Origin of the sequence: Hymenobacter sp. DG25A (assembly GCF_001280305.1) — a bacterium.
In the GTDB taxonomy this organism is placed as follows: Bacteria; Bacteroidota; Bacteroidia; order Cytophagales; family Hymenobacteraceae; genus Hymenobacter.
Window position 1 is genome coordinate 2177033 of the sequence record NZ_CP012623.1, and the last position, 19166, is coordinate 2196198.

Below are 19166 nucleotides of genomic sequence, written 5' to 3' on the forward strand. Positions count from 1 at the left end.
GAAATCAGGCGTAGGCGGTTTTCTTGGGTATGCGGACGGTGTCTTCGGGCTCGCCGGTCATGGGGCGAATTTCCCGCTCTCCCCGACTCACACTCAGGATGATACCAATGCTGATACCCGTAAAAATGAGGGAGGTGCCGCCCATGCTCAGCAAAGGTAGCGGCAGACCGGTAATAGGCCCCAGCCCTACGGCTACGCCCATATTTACCATGGCCTGCAGCACCAGACTAAAGCTCAGGCCCGCCGACAGCAACCCGCCAAAAGCGCCGTAGCTGTTCATCACCGTAATCAACCCCCGATACAGGAAAGCCAGGTATAAAAACAGAACGATAACGCCGCCTACCAGGCCATATTCCTCGATGATAACGGCGTAAATAAAGTCGGAGTATGGGTGGGGCAGAATGTTGCGCTCTGTGCTTTTGCCGGGGCCTTTGCCCGTAATGCCGCCCGTGGCAATGGCTATGTAGCTGTGCTCCAGCTGAAACGGCACGGGCTTGCTCTTATCGGTGAAGTTCTCGATGCGCGACTGCACCGTTTTAAAGCGCTGACCCGTGGAAAGACCAATGCCGCCCACTACGGCGCCAATGGCAATCATCACGGCCATCTGCTTCAGCGGAACCCGGCCCAGGAACATCAGCAGCAGGCAGGTGGCAAACAGCAGCAGCGCCGTGGAGGCGTTACTCATAATGATGATGCCGCAAATCAAACCCACCCACAGCATTACGGGGAGCAGCGTGGTTTTAAAGTCCTGCACGTGCTGCTGGCGGCGGCTGAGCATGGAAGCCAAGTGGGCAATCAGCGCCAGCTTGGCCAGGTCAGAAGGCTGGAAAGTCTGGTTGATAACCGGAATGGTCAGCCAGCGGGAAGCCTCGTTGATGTTGGAACCCATGAAATAGGTGAACACCAGCAGCGGCACGGAAATCAGCAGCGCATACAGCGCCAAGCGCGAGTAGTGCCGGTAATCGATGCGGTGCGCCAGCCACATAAAGAACAGGCCCACGAAAATCAGGCCGGTGTGCTTCATGAGGAAGTACTCCGTGTTGCCGCCCATTTTCTTGTAGGCCAGCGTGCCCGTGGCCGAGTACACCACCGCAATGCTGATCAGCGAGAACAGAATAACAATGCCCCACAGGACCGGGTCGCCCTTCAGGTTATTGCGCAGCCAGTTTTTAATGATGTCCATGGGTCCATTTGAAATCTGCTGTCCGGCGGAGTGGGCTCTGCCGGACAAGTGGTCTTTACATCTCAGCGCTTATTTTTTTCACCGCCTGGGCGAATTGCCGCCCACGGTCCTCGTAGTTTTTGAACAGGTCGAAGGAGGCGCAGGCCGGGGAGAGCAGCACCACGTCGCCGGGGGCAGCCAGCTCGGCGGCGCGGCGCACGGCGGTGGCCACGCTTTGCGTTTCCTCCAGGTGCGGCACCACGGGGCCAAAAACGGTTTTCAGCTTTTCGTTGTCCACGCCCAGGCAAATCAGGGCCTTCACGCGGGACTGGGCCAGGGGTACCAGGGAGGTGTAGTCGTTGCCTTTATCGGTGCCGCCCGCAATCCAGATAATGGGCTGATGGATGCCATCCAGCGCATACCAGGCCGCTTCCACGTTGGTGGCTTTGGAGTCGTTGATGAATGTAGCGCCGTTGATTTCGCCTACGGGCTGCAGGCGGTGGTCGGCGTTGTGGAAGGTGCCCAGCGCCGATTCAATCTGCTCCGGCTCCAGCCCCGCTATGCGGGCGCAGAGCACGGCGGCCAGCATGTTTTGCTTGTTGTGCTGCCCAATAAGCGGCGAGGCGGCCGTGCTGATTTCCTGGCCACCAGTGTCCAGGCCGGGATTCAGGTTGGTGCACATCCGGTCTTCGGCCGTGTAATACGCCGCCAGGTGGTAGTCGTGGCGGTGGTGCAGGCTGAAAGGAAGCTGGTTGGTTTCGTAGAAAGCCGCAGCAAACTCCTTCTGAATTACCTCGTCATCGGCATTGTAAATGAAATACCCGTCGCTGTCCAGGTTGCGGGCAATGCGCAGCTTGGCCTGGGCGTAGGTTTCCAGGGAGTAGCCGTAGCGGTCCAGGTGGTCGGGGGTGATGTTGAGCAGCACCGCCACCCAGGGCTGGAAGTCGTGGGTGTCATCGAGTTGAAAAGAGCTCAGCTCCACCACGTAGTACTCGTGCTTATCCTGTATAACCTGCTCGGCCAGCGAAAAACCCACATTGCCTGCCAGGCCCACCTTCAGCCCGGCTTCTTTCAGCAGGTGATAGGTGAGCAGCGTGGTCGTTGTTTTGCCGTTGGTGCCCGTAATGCAGATGTACTTGGCCTTGGTATAGCGGCCGGCAAACTCAATTTCCGAGATAATAGGCGTCTTCTTCTCGCGCAGGGCCTGAATGATGGGCGCTTTCTCCGGAATGCCGGGGCTTTTCACCACTTCATCCGCCGCCAGCACGCGCTCCATGGTGTGCGTGCCTTCCTCATAGGGAATGCCCGCGGCCATCAGCTTCTGCTTGTAGGGCAGCTGAATCGGGCCCCGGTCGGACACGAATACGGTGTGGCCTTTGGCCTTAGCCAACAGGGCCGCCCCTACTCCACTCTCCGCCGCTCCGAGAATTACGATGTTCATATTAGCGCAGCTTCAGGGTGACAAGGGTGAATACAGCCAGCATAATGCCCACAATCCAGAACCGGGACACGATTTTGGACTCGTGGTAGCCCAGCTTCTGATAGTGGTGGTGCAGCGGCGACATGCGAAGCAACCGGCGGCCTTCACCGTACTTGCGGCGGGTGTATTTGAAGTAGCCCACCTGCACCATTACCGACAGGTTCTCAATCAGGAAAATGCCGCACAGTACCGGAATCAGCAGCTCTTTGCGCACAATGAGGGCCAGCACCGCAATGATGCCCCCAATGGCCAACGAGCCAGTGTCGCCCATGAAAACCTGGGCCGGATAGCTATTGTACCACAGGAAACCCACGCACGCCCCCACAAAGGCCGTACAGAAAATTACCAGCTCCCCGGAGTTGGGGATGTACATAATGTCGAGATAATCAGCCAGAACCGAGTTACCACTCACGAAGGCGAAAATGGCCAGCGTAATGCCAATGATGGCGGAAGTGCCGGCCGCCAGCCCATCGAGGCCATCGGTGATATTCGCGCCGTTGGATACGGCCGTGATAATCAGAATCACGATGGGAATGTAGAGGATGCTGTACAGGCCGTTGAAGTACGGGCCGGCGTAGCTGAACAGGTTGCCGTAGTTCAGTTCGTTGTTTTTGGCGAAGGGAATGGTGGTAATCATCAGCTTCACATCCTGATACACGGTGCTGGCATCTACCGCCGACAGCTCGCCGTTGGGCAGCAGGTACTGGCGCACGGTTACGTCCTTGCTGAAAAACAGAACCCAGCCTACCGTGAGGCCCAAACCAATCTGACCCAGCACCTTAAAGCGCCCGGCCAGGCCTTCTTTATCCTTCTTTACTACTTTGATGTAGTCATCCACAAAACCAATCAGGCCCAGCCACACGGTACTCAGCAGCATCAGCACGATGTACACGTTATCGAGCTTGGCGAACAGCAGCACCGGCACCAGTATGGCCAACAGAATAATGAGCCCACCCATGGTTGGGGTGCCTTTCTTCTCCATCTGGCCCGTCAGGCCCAGGTCGCGGATGCTCTCCCCGATCTGCTTGCGCTGGAGGATGCGGATGAGCGGCTTGCCAAAAAACTGCGCGATAATGAGCGAAGTAACCACCGCCATGGCCGCCCGAAACGAAATAAACTGGAAAACACCCGCGCCCGGCAGGTGGTAAGTCTTATAGAGATACGTAAAAAGGTAATAGAGCATGGGCGCAGGGTTCAGCTGATAACAGAGAGGTAGTTTCCTTACTGCAAATATTCCGCTTTTTGGGTTGGGGTCAAAGGTTGTGTTTTAGCAGATTTTGAAGTACTACTGGTTCATAGTCGGCGCTATTAGCTGGGTTATTTTCATTTTCCCAATAGCGTAAACATTTCCTGTAGTGTCTGTTTGTCGTCGAAGGCGGAGCGTACGCCTTTGATTTCCTGATAAGTTTCGTGGCCTTTACCGGCTACCAGCACAATGTCGCCGGGGCCGGCCAGGGCGCAGGCGGTTTTAATAGCCTCGCGCCGGTCGGCAATGGTGAGTACTTTGCCCAGGTCCTGGGGCTGAACACCGGCCTGCATCTGAGCCAGAATATCATTGGGGTCTTCGAAGCGGGGGTTGTCCGAAGTCAGAATTACTCTATCGGAGCCCTTGCAGGCCAGGTCGGCCATGATGGGGCGCTTGGCCCCGTCGCGGTTGCCGCCGCAGCCCACCACGGTAATCACCTGCTGCTGGGGCTGGCGGATATCGGCAATGGTATCGAGCACATTTTCCAGCGCATCGGGCGTGTGGGCGTAGTCTACAATGCCCGTTACGCGGGTTTTCGCTGAAACCACCGGCTCAAAACGCCCGGGCGCGGAGGTCAGCCCCGATAGTACGGTGAGCACCTCGGCGGCATCTTCGCCCAGCAGCACCGCCGCGCCATAAATGGCCAGGATGTTATAAGCGTTGAACACCCCAATGAGGCGGAACTGCACTTCGTGGCCGTCTACCTCCAGGTGCAGGCCATGCACGGCATTTTCAATCAGCCGGGCCCGGAACGTGGCCGGACCGCGCAGCGAGTAAGTTTCGCGGCGGGCAGCAGTGTTCTGCAGCATCACCATGCCGCGCTTGTCGTCGGCGTTGATCAGGGCAAACGCCGTTTTCGGCAGCGCATCGAAAAAGCCTTTTTTGGCTTTCAGATACTCATCAAATGTGCAGTGGTAGTCGAGGTGGTCGTGGGTGAGGTTGGTAAACACACCGCCCGCGAAGTGCAGGCCCGTGACGCGGTGCTGCACTACGGCGTGGGAGCTTACCTCCATAAACACGTGGGAGCAGCCGGCCTGCACCATGCGCGCCAGCAGCTCGTTCAGCCGGATGGCATCGGGCGTGGTGTGCGTGGCCGGAATTACCTCCTCGTCAATCTGATTCTGCACCGTGCTCAGCAGGCCCACGTGGTAGCCCAGCTCCCGGAACAGCTTGTGCAGCACGGTAGCGCAGGTGGTTTTGCCGTTGGTGCCCGTAATGCCCACCAGCTTAAGCTTGCGCGAAGGCTGCCCGTAGAAAGCGGCGGCCACAACAGCCATGGCGGCCGCGCTGTCCGGCACCTGCACGTAGGTGGTGGCGGGGTTCAGCTCGGCGGGCAGGTCTTCGCAGAAAATAACGCTTACCCCCTGCTCCACGGCCTTCGGAATAAACTGGTGGCCATCGGTGGCGGCACCGCGCAGGGCGAAGAAAGCCAGCCCGGGCGCGGCCTGCCGTGAGTCCAGCGTGAGGCCGCGCACTGCCACCTCGGCCGGGCCGTGCTGAGCCACAACCTTCAGGCCGGTCAGCAGAAACGAAAGGGGGTGCGAGAGAGAAGATTCCATGCAGAGAAGAACCCCGGCCGGGCAGGTAGCCCGGTGCCGGAGCGTTATACTTTAGCTTTCGATTTAGATTTGATTTCCGGAGCGTCGGCGTCTTCCTGGGTTAGCTGCTGCTTGAGCCGGCGCTGCTTTTCCAGCAGGGCGGCCCGGGTTTTAGCGGGGTCCGGGTCAGCGGGGGTCAGCAGCTTGTTTTCGGCCAGCTTGGTAGCCTCAGGAGCCGGCAGCGGAGCCGGAGCCGCCGCTTTCTGGCCAATAGGCTGCAGCTCCAACATTACCGTAGCGCCCCGCTGCAAGGGCGTGCCAGCGGCTATCGACTGCGCCTTTACCCGACCAGTGCCGTTCAGGCGCACGCGCAAACCGCGGTTTTCCAGCAGGAACAAGGCATCGCGCAGCGTCATACCTACTACGTTTGGCACCCGACCGCGCTTGATAGGATTCACCTGCAAAGCCACTGTTTTGGTGTTGCTGTCCGTCTGCCCGGTATGCACCCAGTCGTCGCCGTCGGCCTGACTTTCACTTTTCAGACCAATACGCTCACACACCAGCTGCAGCTCTTCCTGCATGCCGCCGCCCACAAAAGGAATACGCATCTTGTTAACGGGGGCGCGGGCCAGCAGCGGCCGTTGGCTGGCCGCGTCGCGGGCCATGGCTTTGTCGGCCAGCTCCCGGAACACGGGGGCCGCCACATCGGCGCCGTAAATACGGCCGTTCTTGGGCGAATCGACTACGACAATGCAGCTGTACTTGGGATTATCGGCGGGGAAGTAGCCGCAGAAGCTGGTGGAATACACTTTGGTGTAGGCGCCGTTCTTGAATTTCCAGGCGGTGCCGGTTTTGCCGGCCATGGTGAAGTCGGCGGAGCGGATGCCGCGGGCGGTGCCTTCCGTTACCACGCCTTCCATCATGGCGCGCACTTTGGCCAGCGTTTCTTCCGAGCAGATTTTCTGATTCAGTACCCGGGGTTCAAAGTGCTCCAGCACCTTATCGGCCTGCTTTATTTCCCGCACAATAATGGGCTGCACCTTCACGCCGTTGTTGGCCACGGCGTTGTAGAAGGCCAGAGTTTGCAGCGGCGCCAGCTTCAGCTCGTAGCCAATGCTCATGGTAGTGAGCGAGGTGCGGCTCCAGCTGCGGTCGGTGGGGTCCTTCACGTAGGGACGGGCCTCGCCGGCCATCTGGAAGCCCAGCGGCTTATCCAACCCAAACTTCTTCAGGTAGTCGGTGTACTTATCAGGGCTTTTGCTGAACTGGTGGTCGATGAGCTTGGCCACGCCGATGTTGGAGGACTTTTCGAACACCTGCTTCACGGTAATCTTGCCGTAGCCGTGCGAGTCCGTTTTCACGGCGCCGCCCACGTACACGCGGCCGTTGCCGGTGTCCACCATGTCGTCCAGAGTAATGTCGGGGTTTTCCTCAAACAGGGCCATCATAGAGGCCAGCTTGAAGGTCGAGCCCGGCTCGGTCCGGCCCTGGTCGGCAATGGCGTAGTTGTAGTCTTCCTTGTAGATGCCATCGGCCACCTTGCCCAGGTTGGCCACGGCCTTTATTTCGCCGGTTTTCACCTCCATCAGAATCACGCAGCCATACTGGGCGTTGTTATCCACGAGGGACTTGTAGAGGGCATTTTCGGCTACGTCCTGCAGGTTGATGTCCAGGGTCGTTTTCACGTCGTAACCGGGTACGGGCTTCACCTCGGTGCCGTCGTAAATAGGCTTGTTGCCGCCGGGCAGGCGCTCAAACAGCGCTTCGCCGTCTTTGCCGGCCAGATGCTTGTTGAAGGTGTACTCCAGACCCGCGCCGTTTTTGTCTTCGTTGATGAAGCCAATGGTGCGCTGGGCCAGCCCGCCGAAGGGCCGGAAGCGCTTGTCTACTTTCTCAAAAATAGCCCCGCCCTTGTTCTTGCCGGCCCGGAAGATGGGCCATTGCGTGAGCAGCTTTTTCTCCTGAAAGTTGATCTGGCGGGAGTTGAGGCGCAGGTAGCGCACGGCCGGGTCTTTGGCGCGCTTGGCATTCACCAGCTTGCGGCGGTACTCCTGCGGGCTGCGGTCTTTGAAAAACTGCGAGAGCAGCAGCGCCAGGGAATCTACCCCACCCCGGAAAGTCTGCTCATTTACCACGGAAGGGTCCCAGGCCACCCGGTAGAAGGGCAGCGAGGTGGCCATGATGCTCTCATTATCGGAGTAAATGTTGCCGCGGGTAGCAAACACCGGCTGGTACACAATGCGGCGCTCCTGCTCCAGGGCACGCCACTTCTCTCCTTCGTTAAACTGAATGCGCGCCACCTTCCACACCACGGCCGCCGAAAACAGGCAGACGCCCAAAAACGCCAGCCGAACGCGGGTAACAATGGACTTTTTAACGTTTCCTTTCATTGCGGCGGGTTGCTGAACGATTGGAAGAAGGCTTGGTGGCGGTTTCTGCTTCGGATTGGTGTAAGGCGGCTTCGGTGGCTTCCGTGGTGGGTACGCCCACCGGCACGGGCGGCGCGCCTACATCCACGGGCTCATCTTCGGCGGCGGGCGGGTTGGCGCGGGCGGCGGAGTCAGCCACGGCCTGGGCCGCTACGGAATCTGCCGTGAGCAAGGGCTTGGTGTCCAGTTCGGCGGCATCCAGGCGGCCGGCGGGCACGGTAATGCGGAACGGCGGCGAGGAGCTTTCCACCAGGCCGTAGGCAGCCACTTTGCGGGCCACCTCGCTCTGCTTGCTGGCCTCCATGTAGTCGGATTTCAGGGTGGTATAGTCGGCGCGCAGGTCCTCGGTTTCCAGCTTCAGTTTCTGAATGCTGCGGTTCATGCGCAGGCCATAGTGCGTGTTGCCGATATAAACCAGCGTGAGGAACATGATAAACAGCAGGTGCGGCAAAAAGCGCACGGGCAGCCCTTCCCGGAACAGCCCATCCATACTGGCCAGCCGGTCCAGGAGGGAAAACACACTCCAGGTGCTGCGCTGCCGCGTGGGGCGCGGGCGCTCCGGCTTTTCACGGGCCGGTTCACGCGGCGGCTCCGGCGCGGGGGCAGGCGGCGCTACCTCCCGGGGCACATTGGCCCGGGGCTGCGAGGAAAGCGGACGAAGCGTATTAATGGCCATGCGTAGAGTACTTCTGAATCAGGAAATTGAGAAGTCAGAATTAAAAGTGTTGCGAACGGCAATGCGCAGCTTGGCCGAGCGGGCGCGGCTGTTGGCGGCCACTTCCTCGGCAGAAGCTTCTACCGGCTTGCGCGTGAGCACATCAAAAGGCACATGCGTGTGGCCAAACAGGTCTTTATCGGCTTCGCCAAAAAACTTGCCCTTGGCCATGAAGTTCTTCACCAGCCGGTCTTCCAGAGAGTGGTAGGACATCACCACCAGCCGGCCACCGGGGCGCAGCACCTGGGCCGTTTGCTCCAGCATTTCCTGCAGGGCCGTCATTTCATCGTTTACTTCGATGCGCAGGGCCTGAAATACCTGAGCCAGGTACTTATTCTCCTTACCGCGGGGCATGCAGCTGGCAATGGCTTTTTTTAGCTCCCCAATGCTCTGGATGGAGTGGCCGCGGCGGGCAGTGGCCAGCGTGCGGGCCAGGGTGCGGGCGTTGGTCACCTCGCCGTACATCCCGAAAATGCGGTGCAGGGCGGCTTCCTCATAGTCATTCACCACGTCGGCGGCGCTGGGGCCGTCTTCGGAGTTCATGCGCATGTCCAGGGGGCCATCAAAGCGGGTGCTGAAGCCGCGCTCCGGGGTATCAAACTGGTGGGAGGATACGCCCAGGTCGGCCAGGAGGCCATCGACGGGCAGGGCGTTGCGCTGGGCCAGCTCCTGGTAAAGGTTGCGGAAATTGCTGCGAATAAAGGTGAACTGCGGGCGGGCCAGCTGGGCAGCTTCGCGCTCGGCATCGGCATCCTGGTCAAAGCTGTACAGGTGGCCGGTGGTGAGGCGCTCCAGCATGCGGGCCGAGTGGCCGCCGCCGCCAAACGTCACGTCTACGTACCGGCCGTCGGGCTGCATATCCAGCCCGGCCAGGCATTCGGCCAGCATTACGGGGCGGTGGTAGGCGGTATCGTTCTGGTATTCGGTGCTCATGCGGCCAAGGGGCCGACGGGGCCGTTTTCGGTGGTCAGGAATTTCTGCGCCAGCTTGGAGAAGCTCTGCTGGTCTTTGATGAGGTATTCTTCGTAGCGCTCCGGCTCCCAGATTTCGCAACGATTGCCCAGGCCCACAATAATGGCTTCCTTCTCGATGCCGGAGTAGCGCAGCATAGTGCGGGGCAGCATGAAGCGGCCAATGTTATCCAGCTCCACATCCGTCATGCCCCGGAAAAAGTTGCGCTGAAACTGACGGTACTCTTCATTGAACTCGTCCAGCGCCATCACCTTATCGTGAATCACGCGCCATGACTCCCGCGGGTAGAGCACCAGGCAGGGCTCAAAGCCGCGCACCAATACCAGCTGGTTGCCGGAGGCTTCCGGCAGGTTCCCCTTCACCTTGGCGGGCAGCACCAGGCGCCCTTTCGGGTCCAGCTTGCACTCGTATTCGCCAGAGAGAAGGTTCATGAATTGGGCAGGGCGCGTTTCAGGTATGTTAGCAAAAGTACACATTGCCCGGCAAAACACAACCACGATTTACCATTTTCTACCACAATCCAAAAACCGCATTTCCAGCCAATAGAAAGGGTTTTTTGAATATTCAAATGAATCTCATCCCCCTTGTTGGGAGGAAGTGGGAAGCGGTTTGACAGAATGTCAGGCTCGGAAAACCGGAACTCCCTTTTCGGAATTTGCGCTGTTCAGGCTCTTCGCGCTGCTGGGTTTCAACCATCATAACCAACACCCCAACCCCTTTTCCTCTCTTCAAACCTTCTCCCCTACAGGCCGGCAAATATCCGTGTTTTTTGTGGGACGCGGGCAATGGCCAGCGCCTTTTCGTGCCCGGATTCTGCACACTCCGGTGGTTGGCTTGCACGCAACCCTCCGCCTGGTTCTGTATCTTTGCCCCTGTGAAACGCCCCCTTGCTCATCGGCTGTTTAGTGCCTGGCTGGCGCTGCTGGTCCTTACCGCCTCGGTAGGGTTCACGGTGCAGCAGCACGTATGCCGGACGAGTGGGCAGCGCACGGCGCAATTGGTCTTTACCACGCCCCACCATGGCTGCGCGGCTTCTATGCCGGTCGCGGGCAAAGCCTCCCCGGGCAAAGCCCAGCTCAAAGCCCCCTGCTGCGACTTCAAAGCCCACCTGCACAAGCTGAGCGTGCCCGGCACGGAGCACGCCTGGAGCAAAGTACTGCTCCCCGTGTGGGTAACGGCCACGTTTGTAGCACCAGGCTGGCCCGGCATTCCTCCGGTTTCGTTGGCCCGGCAGGCCAGCGCCTGGCACGCTTCTGACTCTTCGCCGCCCGGGGCCCGGGCCGGGCGCGGGCTGCTGGTGTTTGTCTGCACCCTGGTGGTTTAGCTGTTTTTTCAACCCCCGGTTGCCCTGGCAACCGGGCCGGATAGCCTGTGGCTGCCGGACTTCATGTGTTGAATAACAGCTTTACTTCCCTTCCTATGAATTTCTATTATGTGCCCCGCTTGCTGCTGGTGGGTGCTCTTTCCCTGGGCGCGGTGGCTAGCCAGGCGCAGTCGGCGGCTATAGCACCCGTGCGGGGTCAGGTAACCGATGCCGCTACTACCTCAGCCGTGCCCGGCGCCGTAGTGCGCTGGCTGGGTACTACCGATGCCACCACCACCGACGAGAAAGGAGCCTTTTCCCTGGTGCGGCCGGCACGGGCTGAGGCCAGCCAACTGATTATCAGTTTTCTGGGCTATAAAGCCGATACTGTAGCCGTACCGGCTTCCGGCAGCCCCTACCTGCGCGTGGCCCTGCGCCGCAACGCCGAGCTGCAGGAAGTACGCGTGGAAGCACAGGCCCTCTCCTACTCCTCCCTCACGCCCACCAATACCCAGGTTATTACCAGCCGGGACCTGACTAAATCAGCCTGCTGCAACCTAGCCGAAAGCTTTGAAACGAATGCCGCGGTGGAGGTTTCTACCACCGATGCCGTTTCCGGGGCCAAGCAGATTCAGCTGCTGGGGCTGGATGGCGCCTATTCCCTGCTCACAGTGGACAACCAGCCCGCCCTGCGCGGCCTCTCTACTCCCTACCGCCTGAGCTATTTGTCCGGAACCTGGATTGAGAGCATCGATATCATCAAGGGCATGGGTTCGGTAGTGAATGGCTACGAAGGCATCTCGGGCCAGGTGAATGTGCGCCTGAAGGAGCCCGACAAAACCGACCGGCTTTCCTTTAATGCGTACGGCAACGACCTGGGCAAATTCGACCTGAACCTGAACGCCTCTTCCCGCCTGACCAATAAGCTGAGTACGGTGCTGCTGCTGCACTCCGACCACCTAGGCCGCCGCGTAGACCGCAACAAGGACGGGTTTATGGACTTGCCCCTGTCTACGCAGTACAATGCGTTTAATAAGTGGAAGTACAACACCGGCAAAGGCGTGGTAACCGAGCTGGGCCTGGGTGCCCTGCGCGAAACCCGGGAAGGCGGCCAGCTGCAGTTCCGCAAAGAAGCTGCCGATACTACCTACTACGGCACCACCCTCACCACCGACCGTTACACCGGCTACGCCAAAACCTCCTACACTTGGGCCGGCCGCCCCTACCAGAGCCTGGGCCTGCTGCTATCCGGCACCAGTCACGATTTCGACTCCCAATACGGGCGTACCGTCTATGATGGCACCCAGCGCACCGGCCAGGCCACGCTGCTGTTTCAGAGCGTGCTGGGCACCACGGCCCATACCTACCGCACGGGCCTTAGCTATTTGTACGATGATTACCGGGAGGTATTTCAGCAGCAGAATAGTGGCCCGACTGAATACCGCAACCGCCTGGAGCGGGTGCCCGGCGCATTTGCGGAATACACCTATCAAAATGCCAAAAACCTGACCTTGGTAACCGGGCTGCGGCTGGACCACCACAACCTCTACGGCTGGTTTCTGACGCCCCGCCTGAACGTAAAGTTTGATGCCACCAAGAGCACGGTGCTGCGCCTGGCGGCAGGCCGGGGCTTCCGCACGGCCAACCCCTTAGCCGAAAACAGCGGTATGCTGGTCAGCTCCCGCCGGTTTGTTATTGATAATAACCTGCAGCCCGAGCGGGCCTGGAATGTGGGCGGCAGTTTCACACAGTACTTCACGGTGGCCGGCCGCGCCGCCACGTTCATCACCGACTATTACCACACCGAATTTCAGAATCAGGTGGTGGCCGATATGTACCTGAACCCGGATTACTTGCGGTTGGGCAACCTGAATGGGCGTTCCTTCTCCCGCAGCCTGCAAACAGAAGTTCAGATTGAGCCCCTGAAAGGCCTGCAGGCCAAGGCTGCTTACAAGTACCTGAATGTGCGCACTACCTACGCCGGCGAGTTGCTACCCAAGGTGCTCACGCCCAAAAACCGGCTGTTCCTGAACCTGAGCTACGCTACGGCTTTTGATAAGTGGCGCGCTGACCTGACTATGCAGGGCTATGGCCGGCGCCCGCTGGCGGGGGCACCCGGCAATGCCTTCCATCAACATGGCTTCAATGCCGACGCCTTGGAGTACGCGCCCCGCTTTGCTCTGTTTAACACCCAGCTTACCCGCGCTTTCAAGCGCTGGGAAGTATATGCCGGAGTGGAAAATCTGCTGGATTATCGGCAAAAAGACCCCATTATGGGGGCTTCTGACCCATTTGGCCCCGCATTTGATGCAGCCATGGTCTGGGGGCCTACCTACGGCCACCTGACGTACATGGGCCTACGCTTCCGGCTTGAGTAACCTTGAATCTTTTCCGTTTTTTTAACTTCTCTCTTTATGAAATCTATCAAAGCGCTTCTGCTCACCCTCGTGGTACTGTTTTCTGCCCAGTTGGCGCAGGCGCAGGAAAAAACCAAGGTTAAAACCAAAGGCCCGGCTACTGAGCAGCTCCAGATTAAAACCTCGGCCGTGTGTGATATGTGTAAGGCCCGCCTGGAAAAGTCGCTGGCCTATGAGAAAGGCGTGCAGGCCGCGGTGCTCGACGTTCCTTCGCAAATGCTGACGGTAACCTACCGTCCGGATAAAACCTCGGCCGAAGCCCTGCGCACCGCCGTGCAAAACACCGGCTACGATGCCGATACGCAAACCGCTGACTCCCGCGCCTACGAGCGGCTGCCGGATTGCTGCAAAAAGACCAACAGCGTGCACTAAGCAGCCTGCTTCATCTGTCAACAAAAAGCCCGCTACTGTTAGCGGGCTTTTTGTTGACAGATGAAAAAGAGAATCTAAGCTGCTATGGCTTGCTGGGCCACCACATCAAACTCCAGCCGCACGCTAAAGCCCAGCGGCCGGATCAGCCGCCGCCTGTTAGTGCCGGATATTTCCAGAGTAAACCACTCAGCCCGCAGGTACTCCAGCAGGTTGGGCCGACCCAGCATTTCCATAGTAATATGGTTGGGGTGCGCAGAATGATTAGTGAAGCTGGCAATGTGAATCTTATGATTATTGGCCGTTAAAAAGCAGCTGCCGGTTTCCAGCACAGCCAGGGTAGGCGTGCCACGGCCAATAACCTGACCTTCCTCCGGGTGCCATTCCAGGGAGGCTTTGCGCAGTATTACGGCTACTACTTCCGGCCGCGTCAGGGCCTCCAGGCATTCCAGGGAGCCTGGTAGCTGAACCTCTGATAAGTAGATCAAATCCAGGCTGGGGTCTATGCGCAATCTAATGGCACGGGTATTGATACCGAAGGCGGAACGAAGCGAACGGCGCAGATTTTCCTGATGCTCAATCTTCAAGTCCACCCCCAATACCACAGGCGGAATAGGAGGCATAGCAGACGAAGCTGACTGTCTCATAGCAATAGGTGGTGTGGCAAGCGGGGGTCGGAGTAACTCAACAAAGCGCCAAGTTTCCCGAAACCTGAATAGAGGTAAAGGGGCAGAGTATTAAGTTGATATAAAATATTGATTACCATGGTGTATAGTAGAGCAAATGGCCAAATAAGTATACCAGTGCCCAGTGGGCAGGCATCAATATTTTGGGTATTACTTTTTTCAGAGCTGTGTATTTTTTAAATAATACACAGTATAAATTGATTTATTTCCTTTATATTCCCCCCAATACAACTATCTATTAGCCACCCGGAGTATGAAAATATCATGCTTGCTTCTTGATGATGATCCGCTGGTGCTGGATTTGCTGCAGGCTTATGTGGCCATGACGGAGGTGCTGGAGGTGAAAGCCGCCTTCACCGACCCCCTGGAGGCACACACCTACCTGCTCAGCCATGAGGTGCAGGTACTTTTCTCCGATGTAACCATGCCCCACCTGAGCGGGCTGGACCTGGTACGCTCCCTCCGCCAGCCGCCGCTGGTAGTGTTGATGACGGCCTACCCGCAATACGCTATGGAGGGCTTTAACCTAGATGTTATTGATTTCCTGCTGAAGCCTATTTCTCTGGAACGCTTCCTAAAGGCCGTGAATAAAGTGGCCAGCATTCTACGCACCAGCTTTATTGATACCGAAGGCAACGATATGCTATCCGGCAACGGCTCCTTCTTTATCCGGACCGACGCCCAGTTTGTGCGCCTGCACTACCGGGATGTGCTATTTATTGAGGCGCTAAAAGACTTTACCAAGATTAATACCGCCGATGGCCGCACGCACCTTACCCTGGTAAATCTTAAAAACCTGGAAGAGCAGCTGCCGGCCGGCCTGTTTGTGCGTACGCACCGCTCCTACCTCGTGAATGCGGCCAAAATAGAGTCGGTGAGCAACCTGGAAGTACGGGTGGGCGGACATTCGCTGCCTTTGGGGCAGACGTACCGGGAACGGGTAACGGAACGAATTGTCAACCGCACCCTTATCCGGCGGCAACACTAGCATCCTCGGCCTCATCCTGCACCGAAACTATGGGCAGGTGGGCTTCTTTGGCCACCGCAGGCAGGGTAAACCGAAAGACTGAGCCGCTGTTCAGCTCACTGGTAAAGGAGAGTTTCCCTCCGTTCATTTCCACAAAATCCTTGCAGAGGCGCAGGCCCAGCCCCGTGCCCCGCTCCCGGTCGGTGCCCAGGGTAGAGCGCACCCCAATACCGAGGACCTTATCCCAGTCGGCTTTGGGAATGCCCACGCCCGTATCGGTTACGGCTATTTCCCAGAAGGCTCCTGCCCGCAGATTAGCAATTGAGATGGAGCCGCCGGCCGGCGTAAACTTGATGGCATTGCCAATCAGGTTGCGCAGAATCAGCCGGGTCATGTCTACATCGGCCCGCACAAAGCAGCGCGTGGATAAGTGGTTCTGAAACAGGAGGTCTTTGCGCTCCGCATCGTTCAGAAGCAGCGTCAGGCACTCTTCTACCAGCTCATCCAAGGCAAACACCTTTGGCTTCATTCCCTCGTTGCGAAGCTGAGCCATGGACCAGTTCAGCAGATTATCCAGCAGGTGCAAAGTGGCATCCAAGGCCCGCGACACCCGCACGGAGTGCTCGGCCAGCCGTTGCGGCGAGGAGCTTCCCAGATTTAACAGCGTGAGCAGGGAATACAGCGAGCTAAGCGGGGAGCGGAGGTCGTGGGAGATGACGGAAAACAGCGTGTCTTTAGTGCGGTTGAGGCGGTCTAACTCTTCCTTCTGCCGATGAATGGCCTGATTTTTCCGCGTGAGCAGGCGGTTGATGCTGGCCTGCCGCTGCCGGGCCCGGTACAGCCCACCAACCAGAAGCAGCAAGAGCAACGCGCCTACGCCCAGCACATTGCGCCAGCCCGTTTGGCGGCGCAGGTTAGCTTCCTGCAGCAGCCGCTCCTTCTGCAGCAGCTCAATTTCCTGCTCCTTTTTCTTGGTTTCGTATCGGGTGCGCAACTCGGCTATCTGGATGGCGCGCGTTTCAGCCGCTACACTGTCTTCCAGCTCTACGTGGCGGGTAAGGGCCTCTAACGCAGCGCCCGTCTGCCCCTGCTTCCGGTAAATCATCGACAGGGAATAGTATAAGTCGCTCAGGCGGCTTTTGCTGCCTGCCCGCCACTCTAGGGCCAAGGCCTGCTGCAGATTATACTCAGCCGCGGGCAGATTACCGGTAGAATCGTACATGGCAGCAATGTTCTCATAAAGAGAGGCCTGCAATACCGGCGGGGCATGGTGGCGGGGCAGCTTATTCAGGGCCTGGGTATAGATGCCCCGGGCCAGCCCGTAGCTGCCAAAGCTTGCGTATACACCGCCCATACTTTGCAGCACGTATCCCACGGCTATACTATCATGCAATTCCTGTGAGCGTTGCACGCTCTGGCGCAAATAAAACAAGGCCCGGCTATACTGCTGCTGGACCAGGTACATGCGCCCAATGGCATGCATTGCCACGGATATCCGGGCGGGCTCCCGCAGCTTATGCCAGATTTTGAGGGCATTTTGATAACTCACCAGCGCCCGCTCCCATCTGTGCTGGCTGGCATATAAATCACCCAGGTGCTCATTCACCGCCGCCTGGCTGCGCAAATCGTTCAGGCGGGTAAAACCTTCCAGGGCCTGCTGGTAACGGTGGTGCGCCTGCCCACTGTCGCCGAGGGCTTCGTTTACGCTCCCCAGCAGATGATACGTATGTGCTACGCCCTGGCTATCAGCATTTGTCCGAAACTGCTGCACGGCCACCCGCGCGTGAAAAAGGGCTTCATTATACCGGCGCAGCTCCAATAAGGCCGCAGCCATGCGAACGTGCGCCCGGGTGCGGGCAGGCTGCGTGGTCAGAGTCTTCAATTGCTGCTGCGCGACCCGCAATGATGCATCTGGGTTTGACGAAGCAAGTGCCCCCGAACTCAGGCTGGGCAGTCGGTCTTCCTGCAAAGCTGCTTTTTGGGCGGCCATACCCGGCCGGGTGCTCAACAGCACCACCGCGGCCAGCAGGCAGCGCACTCCAATACCAGCACAACGCAACAGGGCAATAGGGAGCATAGGGCGGACAGAAACAGCGCTCCGGCAGATAACACGCTCCTTCTGCTGTCTAAAATAGGAATTTTTTTATAGTATAAATTTATTTTTTATTCCGGTAACGGCAGGCATATCAGCCATTTGCTTCTTTAGCCTGCCATAAACGCCACCACGGCAGATAGGGCTGATCGTGGTGCTCATAATGGTATCCGAAAAAATAGCAACTTATAAAGGCCCACAGGTGCTGGCGCAGCTGGCTCCGAGACTTATGCGGGTTGGAAGCGGCATGCTCGCCCCGGTGCGGCAGATAGGTACCAAAGTAAAACAGCTGTACGGTGGCCAGGATGGCGGGCACCATCCAGAAGACAATAACATTAGCCATCGGGAAAAACAGCTTCAGCACGTTATAGGTGGCTGCCATCAGCAATACCTGCCCTATTGTAACGTAGTTCCAGGCAAAGCGCCCAAACCACCAGAGGAAGCCGGGGTGGCGTCCGTCGTGGAAATCGGGGTCATCGGGGGTGGCCACGTGCCGGTGATGGGCATGGTGCTTGGGCAGCATGCCGGGAAACCAGTTGAAGGCGAATAGCCCGGCCGTGAGCAGGCCAATAGCATTGTTCAGGCGCTTATTGGGGCTTACCACGCCGTGCATGGCATCGTGCGCGGTAATAAACAGGCCGGTGTAGAGGTGGGTTTGTACTAAAAGAAGCAGGTAAGGCGCCGGAGTTTGCCAGTTAGGCCGGTAAAAGGCCAGCAAATAGGCGAGCAGTAGCGCCCAGGCCGTCAGAATCAGTAGAGCCACGGCTACCCCTTTATAACCCAGTGGCGTGGGCTTTAAGCGAGGAGTAGAAACAGCGGCAGCAGACTGAGCCATATAAGGGGAACGGGCAGTTATCTTCGGCCTACAGCGCCAACAGGGCGTCGCGCACTTGCTCCATCAGCCACATGGGCGTGCTGGTAGCCCCGCAAATCCCCACCGACTGGCCGGGCTCAAACCACTCCGCCCGCAACTCGGCTACATTCGAAATAAAGTGCGTGGCCGGATTCGTTTCCTTACACACGTGATACAGCACCTTGCCGTTGGAGCTTTTGGTGCCCGATACAAAGACAATCTGATCAAACTGGGCCGCAAACTTACGCAGGTCTTTGTCGCGGTTGCTTACCTGGCGGCAAATGGTGTCGTTGGCATTCACCTGGTAGCCGCGCTGCTCCAGCTCGTTCTTGATGCGGTAGAAGGAATCGGTGCTTTTGGTGGTCTGGCTGTAGAGCGTGATGTTGGCCGGCAGTTCATGCCGGAGCAACTCTTCCAAGTTTTCGAACACCACCGCGTCGCCGCTCGTCTGGCCCAATAGGCCGCGCACCTCGGCGTGGCCGTGCTTGCCGTAGATGAAAATCGGCTCCTTCCGGTCGTAGCTGGTTTTAATGCGGTTCTGCAGTTTCAGCACCACCGGGCAGGAGGCATCAACCAGCGTGAGGTTGTTTTCCATGGCCATCTGGTAGGTACTGGGCGGCTCGCCGTGGGCCCGAATGAGCACGGCTTCGTCGCGCAGAGCAGCCAGCTGCTCATAGTCGATAATGCGCAGGCCGCGCAGTTTCAGGCGCTCTACCTCCTCGTCGTTGTGCACAATGTCACCCAGACAATACAGGTAGCCCTGTTCTTCCAGCAGATCTTCGGCCATCTGTATGGCATAGATCACGCCGAAGCAAAAACCAGAATTGGGGTCAATACGGACGCTCAGGTGGTAGGGCATAGCTATCAGCGTAACCAACTCTACGGGTAGAAGGTTATGACCGGATTTCACTTAAGATACAGAATTTTGGCAGCTTCT

Annotated in this window: 16 protein-coding genes; 4 read left to right on the forward strand and 12 right to left on the reverse strand. The window is 58.3% G+C overall.

Translation table 11 applies throughout. The features are described from left to right. Nucleotides 1-4: 4 nt before the first annotated feature. The 8 genes from AM218_RS09315 to mraZ all read right to left on the reverse strand — a co-directional run bounded on the left by AM218_RS09315 (nucleotide 5) and on the right by mraZ (nucleotide 9973). Nucleotides 5-1183, reverse strand: coding sequence for an FtsW/RodA/SpoVE family cell cycle protein (locus AM218_RS09315; RefSeq protein WP_054413620.1), 1179 nt, complete (start codon nucleotides 1181-1183; stop codon nucleotides 5-7). 55 nt (nucleotides 1184-1238) lie between these two features. Then, a complete protein-coding gene (gene murD / locus AM218_RS09320) occupies nucleotides 1239-2603 on the reverse strand; it encodes a UDP-N-acetylmuramoyl-L-alanine--D-glutamate ligase (protein ID WP_054413621.1) in 1365 nt (454 codons plus the stop codon). Between the two features lies 1 nt (nucleotide 2604). Then, nucleotides 2605-3825 carry a phospho-N-acetylmuramoyl-pentapeptide-transferase gene (gene mraY, locus AM218_RS09325; protein WP_054413622.1) on the reverse strand — a complete coding sequence of 407 codons (1221 nt, stop codon included), beginning with the start codon at nucleotides 3823-3825 and terminating at the stop codon, nucleotides 2605-2607. Between the two features lie 140 nt (nucleotides 3826-3965). Next, nucleotides 3966-5447 carry a UDP-N-acetylmuramoyl-L-alanyl-D-glutamate--2,6-diaminopimelate ligase gene (locus AM218_RS09330; protein WP_054413623.1) on the reverse strand — a complete coding sequence of 494 codons (1482 nt, stop codon included), beginning with the start codon at nucleotides 5445-5447 and terminating at the stop codon, nucleotides 3966-3968. 44 nt (nucleotides 5448-5491) lie between these two features. Then, nucleotides 5492-7816 (reverse strand): PASTA domain-containing penicillin-binding protein, encoded by a 2325-nt coding sequence (locus tag AM218_RS09335; RefSeq protein ID WP_082318159.1) that lies wholly within the window; start codon nucleotides 7814-7816, stop codon nucleotides 5492-5494. Continuing rightward, nucleotides 7800-8531 carry an FtsL-like putative cell division protein gene (locus tag AM218_RS17045; protein ID WP_071843746.1) on the reverse strand — a complete coding sequence of 244 codons (732 nt, stop codon included), beginning with the start codon at nucleotides 8529-8531 and terminating at the stop codon, nucleotides 7800-7802. The genes AM218_RS09335 and AM218_RS17045 overlap by 17 nt, the downstream gene beginning before the upstream one ends. A gap of 18 nt (nucleotides 8532-8549) precedes the next feature. After that, on the reverse strand, nucleotides 8550-9503 hold the full coding sequence (gene rsmH, locus AM218_RS09345) for a 16S rRNA (cytosine(1402)-N(4))-methyltransferase RsmH (RefSeq protein ID WP_071843747.1): 954 nt from the start codon (nucleotides 9501-9503) through the stop codon (nucleotides 8550-8552). Further along, entirely contained in the window at nucleotides 9500-9973 is a 474-nt protein-coding gene (gene mraZ / locus AM218_RS09350; protein ID WP_054413624.1) for a division/cell wall cluster transcriptional repressor MraZ, read from the reverse strand. The genes rsmH and mraZ overlap by 4 nt, the downstream gene beginning before the upstream one ends. Nucleotides 9974-10416: 443 nt before the next feature. Here mraZ and AM218_RS09355 point away from each other — a divergent pair, with 443 nt between their 5' ends. The 3 genes from AM218_RS09355 (at nucleotide 10417) to AM218_RS09365 (ending at nucleotide 13634) form a co-directional block, all read left to right on the forward strand. Continuing rightward, nucleotides 10417-10866 (forward strand): hypothetical protein, encoded by a 450-nt coding sequence (locus AM218_RS09355; protein WP_157547608.1) that lies wholly within the window; start codon nucleotides 10417-10419, stop codon nucleotides 10864-10866. Nucleotides 10867-10961: 95 nt separating this feature from the next. Next, nucleotides 10962-13223 (forward strand): TonB-dependent receptor, encoded by a 2262-nt coding sequence (locus AM218_RS09360; RefSeq protein ID WP_071843887.1) that lies wholly within the window; start codon nucleotides 10962-10964, stop codon nucleotides 13221-13223. 36 nt (nucleotides 13224-13259) lie between these two features. Next, on the forward strand, nucleotides 13260-13634 hold the full coding sequence (locus tag AM218_RS09365; RefSeq protein ID WP_054413626.1) for a heavy-metal-associated domain-containing protein: 375 nt from the start codon (nucleotides 13260-13262) through the stop codon (nucleotides 13632-13634). Between the two features lie 74 nt (nucleotides 13635-13708). Here the strand turns inward: AM218_RS09365 and AM218_RS09370 are convergent, their stop codons facing one another. Next, nucleotides 13709-14254, reverse strand: a complete 546-nt coding sequence (locus AM218_RS09370) for a hypothetical protein (RefSeq protein ID WP_054413627.1) — start codon at nucleotides 14252-14254, stop codon at nucleotides 13709-13711. A 316-nt stretch (nucleotides 14255-14570) separates the two neighbouring features. On the opposite strand from AM218_RS09370, the gene AM218_RS09375 reads away from it, so the two are divergent. Then, complete coding sequence (locus tag AM218_RS09375; RefSeq protein WP_071843748.1) at nucleotides 14571-15305, forward strand: LytR/AlgR family response regulator transcription factor; 735 nt, start codon at nucleotides 14571-14573, stop codon at nucleotides 15303-15305. Here the strand turns inward: AM218_RS09375 and AM218_RS09380 are convergent. The 3 genes from AM218_RS09380 to AM218_RS09390 all read right to left on the reverse strand — a co-directional run bounded on the left by AM218_RS09380 (nucleotide 15286) and on the right by AM218_RS09390 (nucleotide 19088). After that, complete coding sequence (locus tag AM218_RS09380; protein ID WP_054413629.1) at nucleotides 15286-17361, reverse strand: ATP-binding protein; 2076 nt, start codon at nucleotides 17359-17361, stop codon at nucleotides 15286-15288. The genes AM218_RS09375 and AM218_RS09380 overlap by 20 nt on opposite strands. Before the next feature lie 109 nt (nucleotides 17362-17470). Then, the gene (locus AM218_RS09385; protein WP_054413630.1) at nucleotides 17471-18211 is read right to left on the reverse strand and encodes a fatty acid desaturase; all 741 of its coding nucleotides are present in this window, start codon (nucleotides 18209-18211) and stop codon (nucleotides 17471-17473) included. Nucleotides 18212-18239: 28 nt separating this feature from the next. Then, nucleotides 18240-19088: a 4-hydroxy-3-methylbut-2-enyl diphosphate reductase gene (locus tag AM218_RS09390; protein WP_054413631.1), complete on the reverse strand. Its 849-nt coding sequence runs from the start codon at nucleotides 19086-19088 to the stop codon at nucleotides 18240-18242. Nucleotides 19089-19166: the final 78 nt, after the last annotated feature.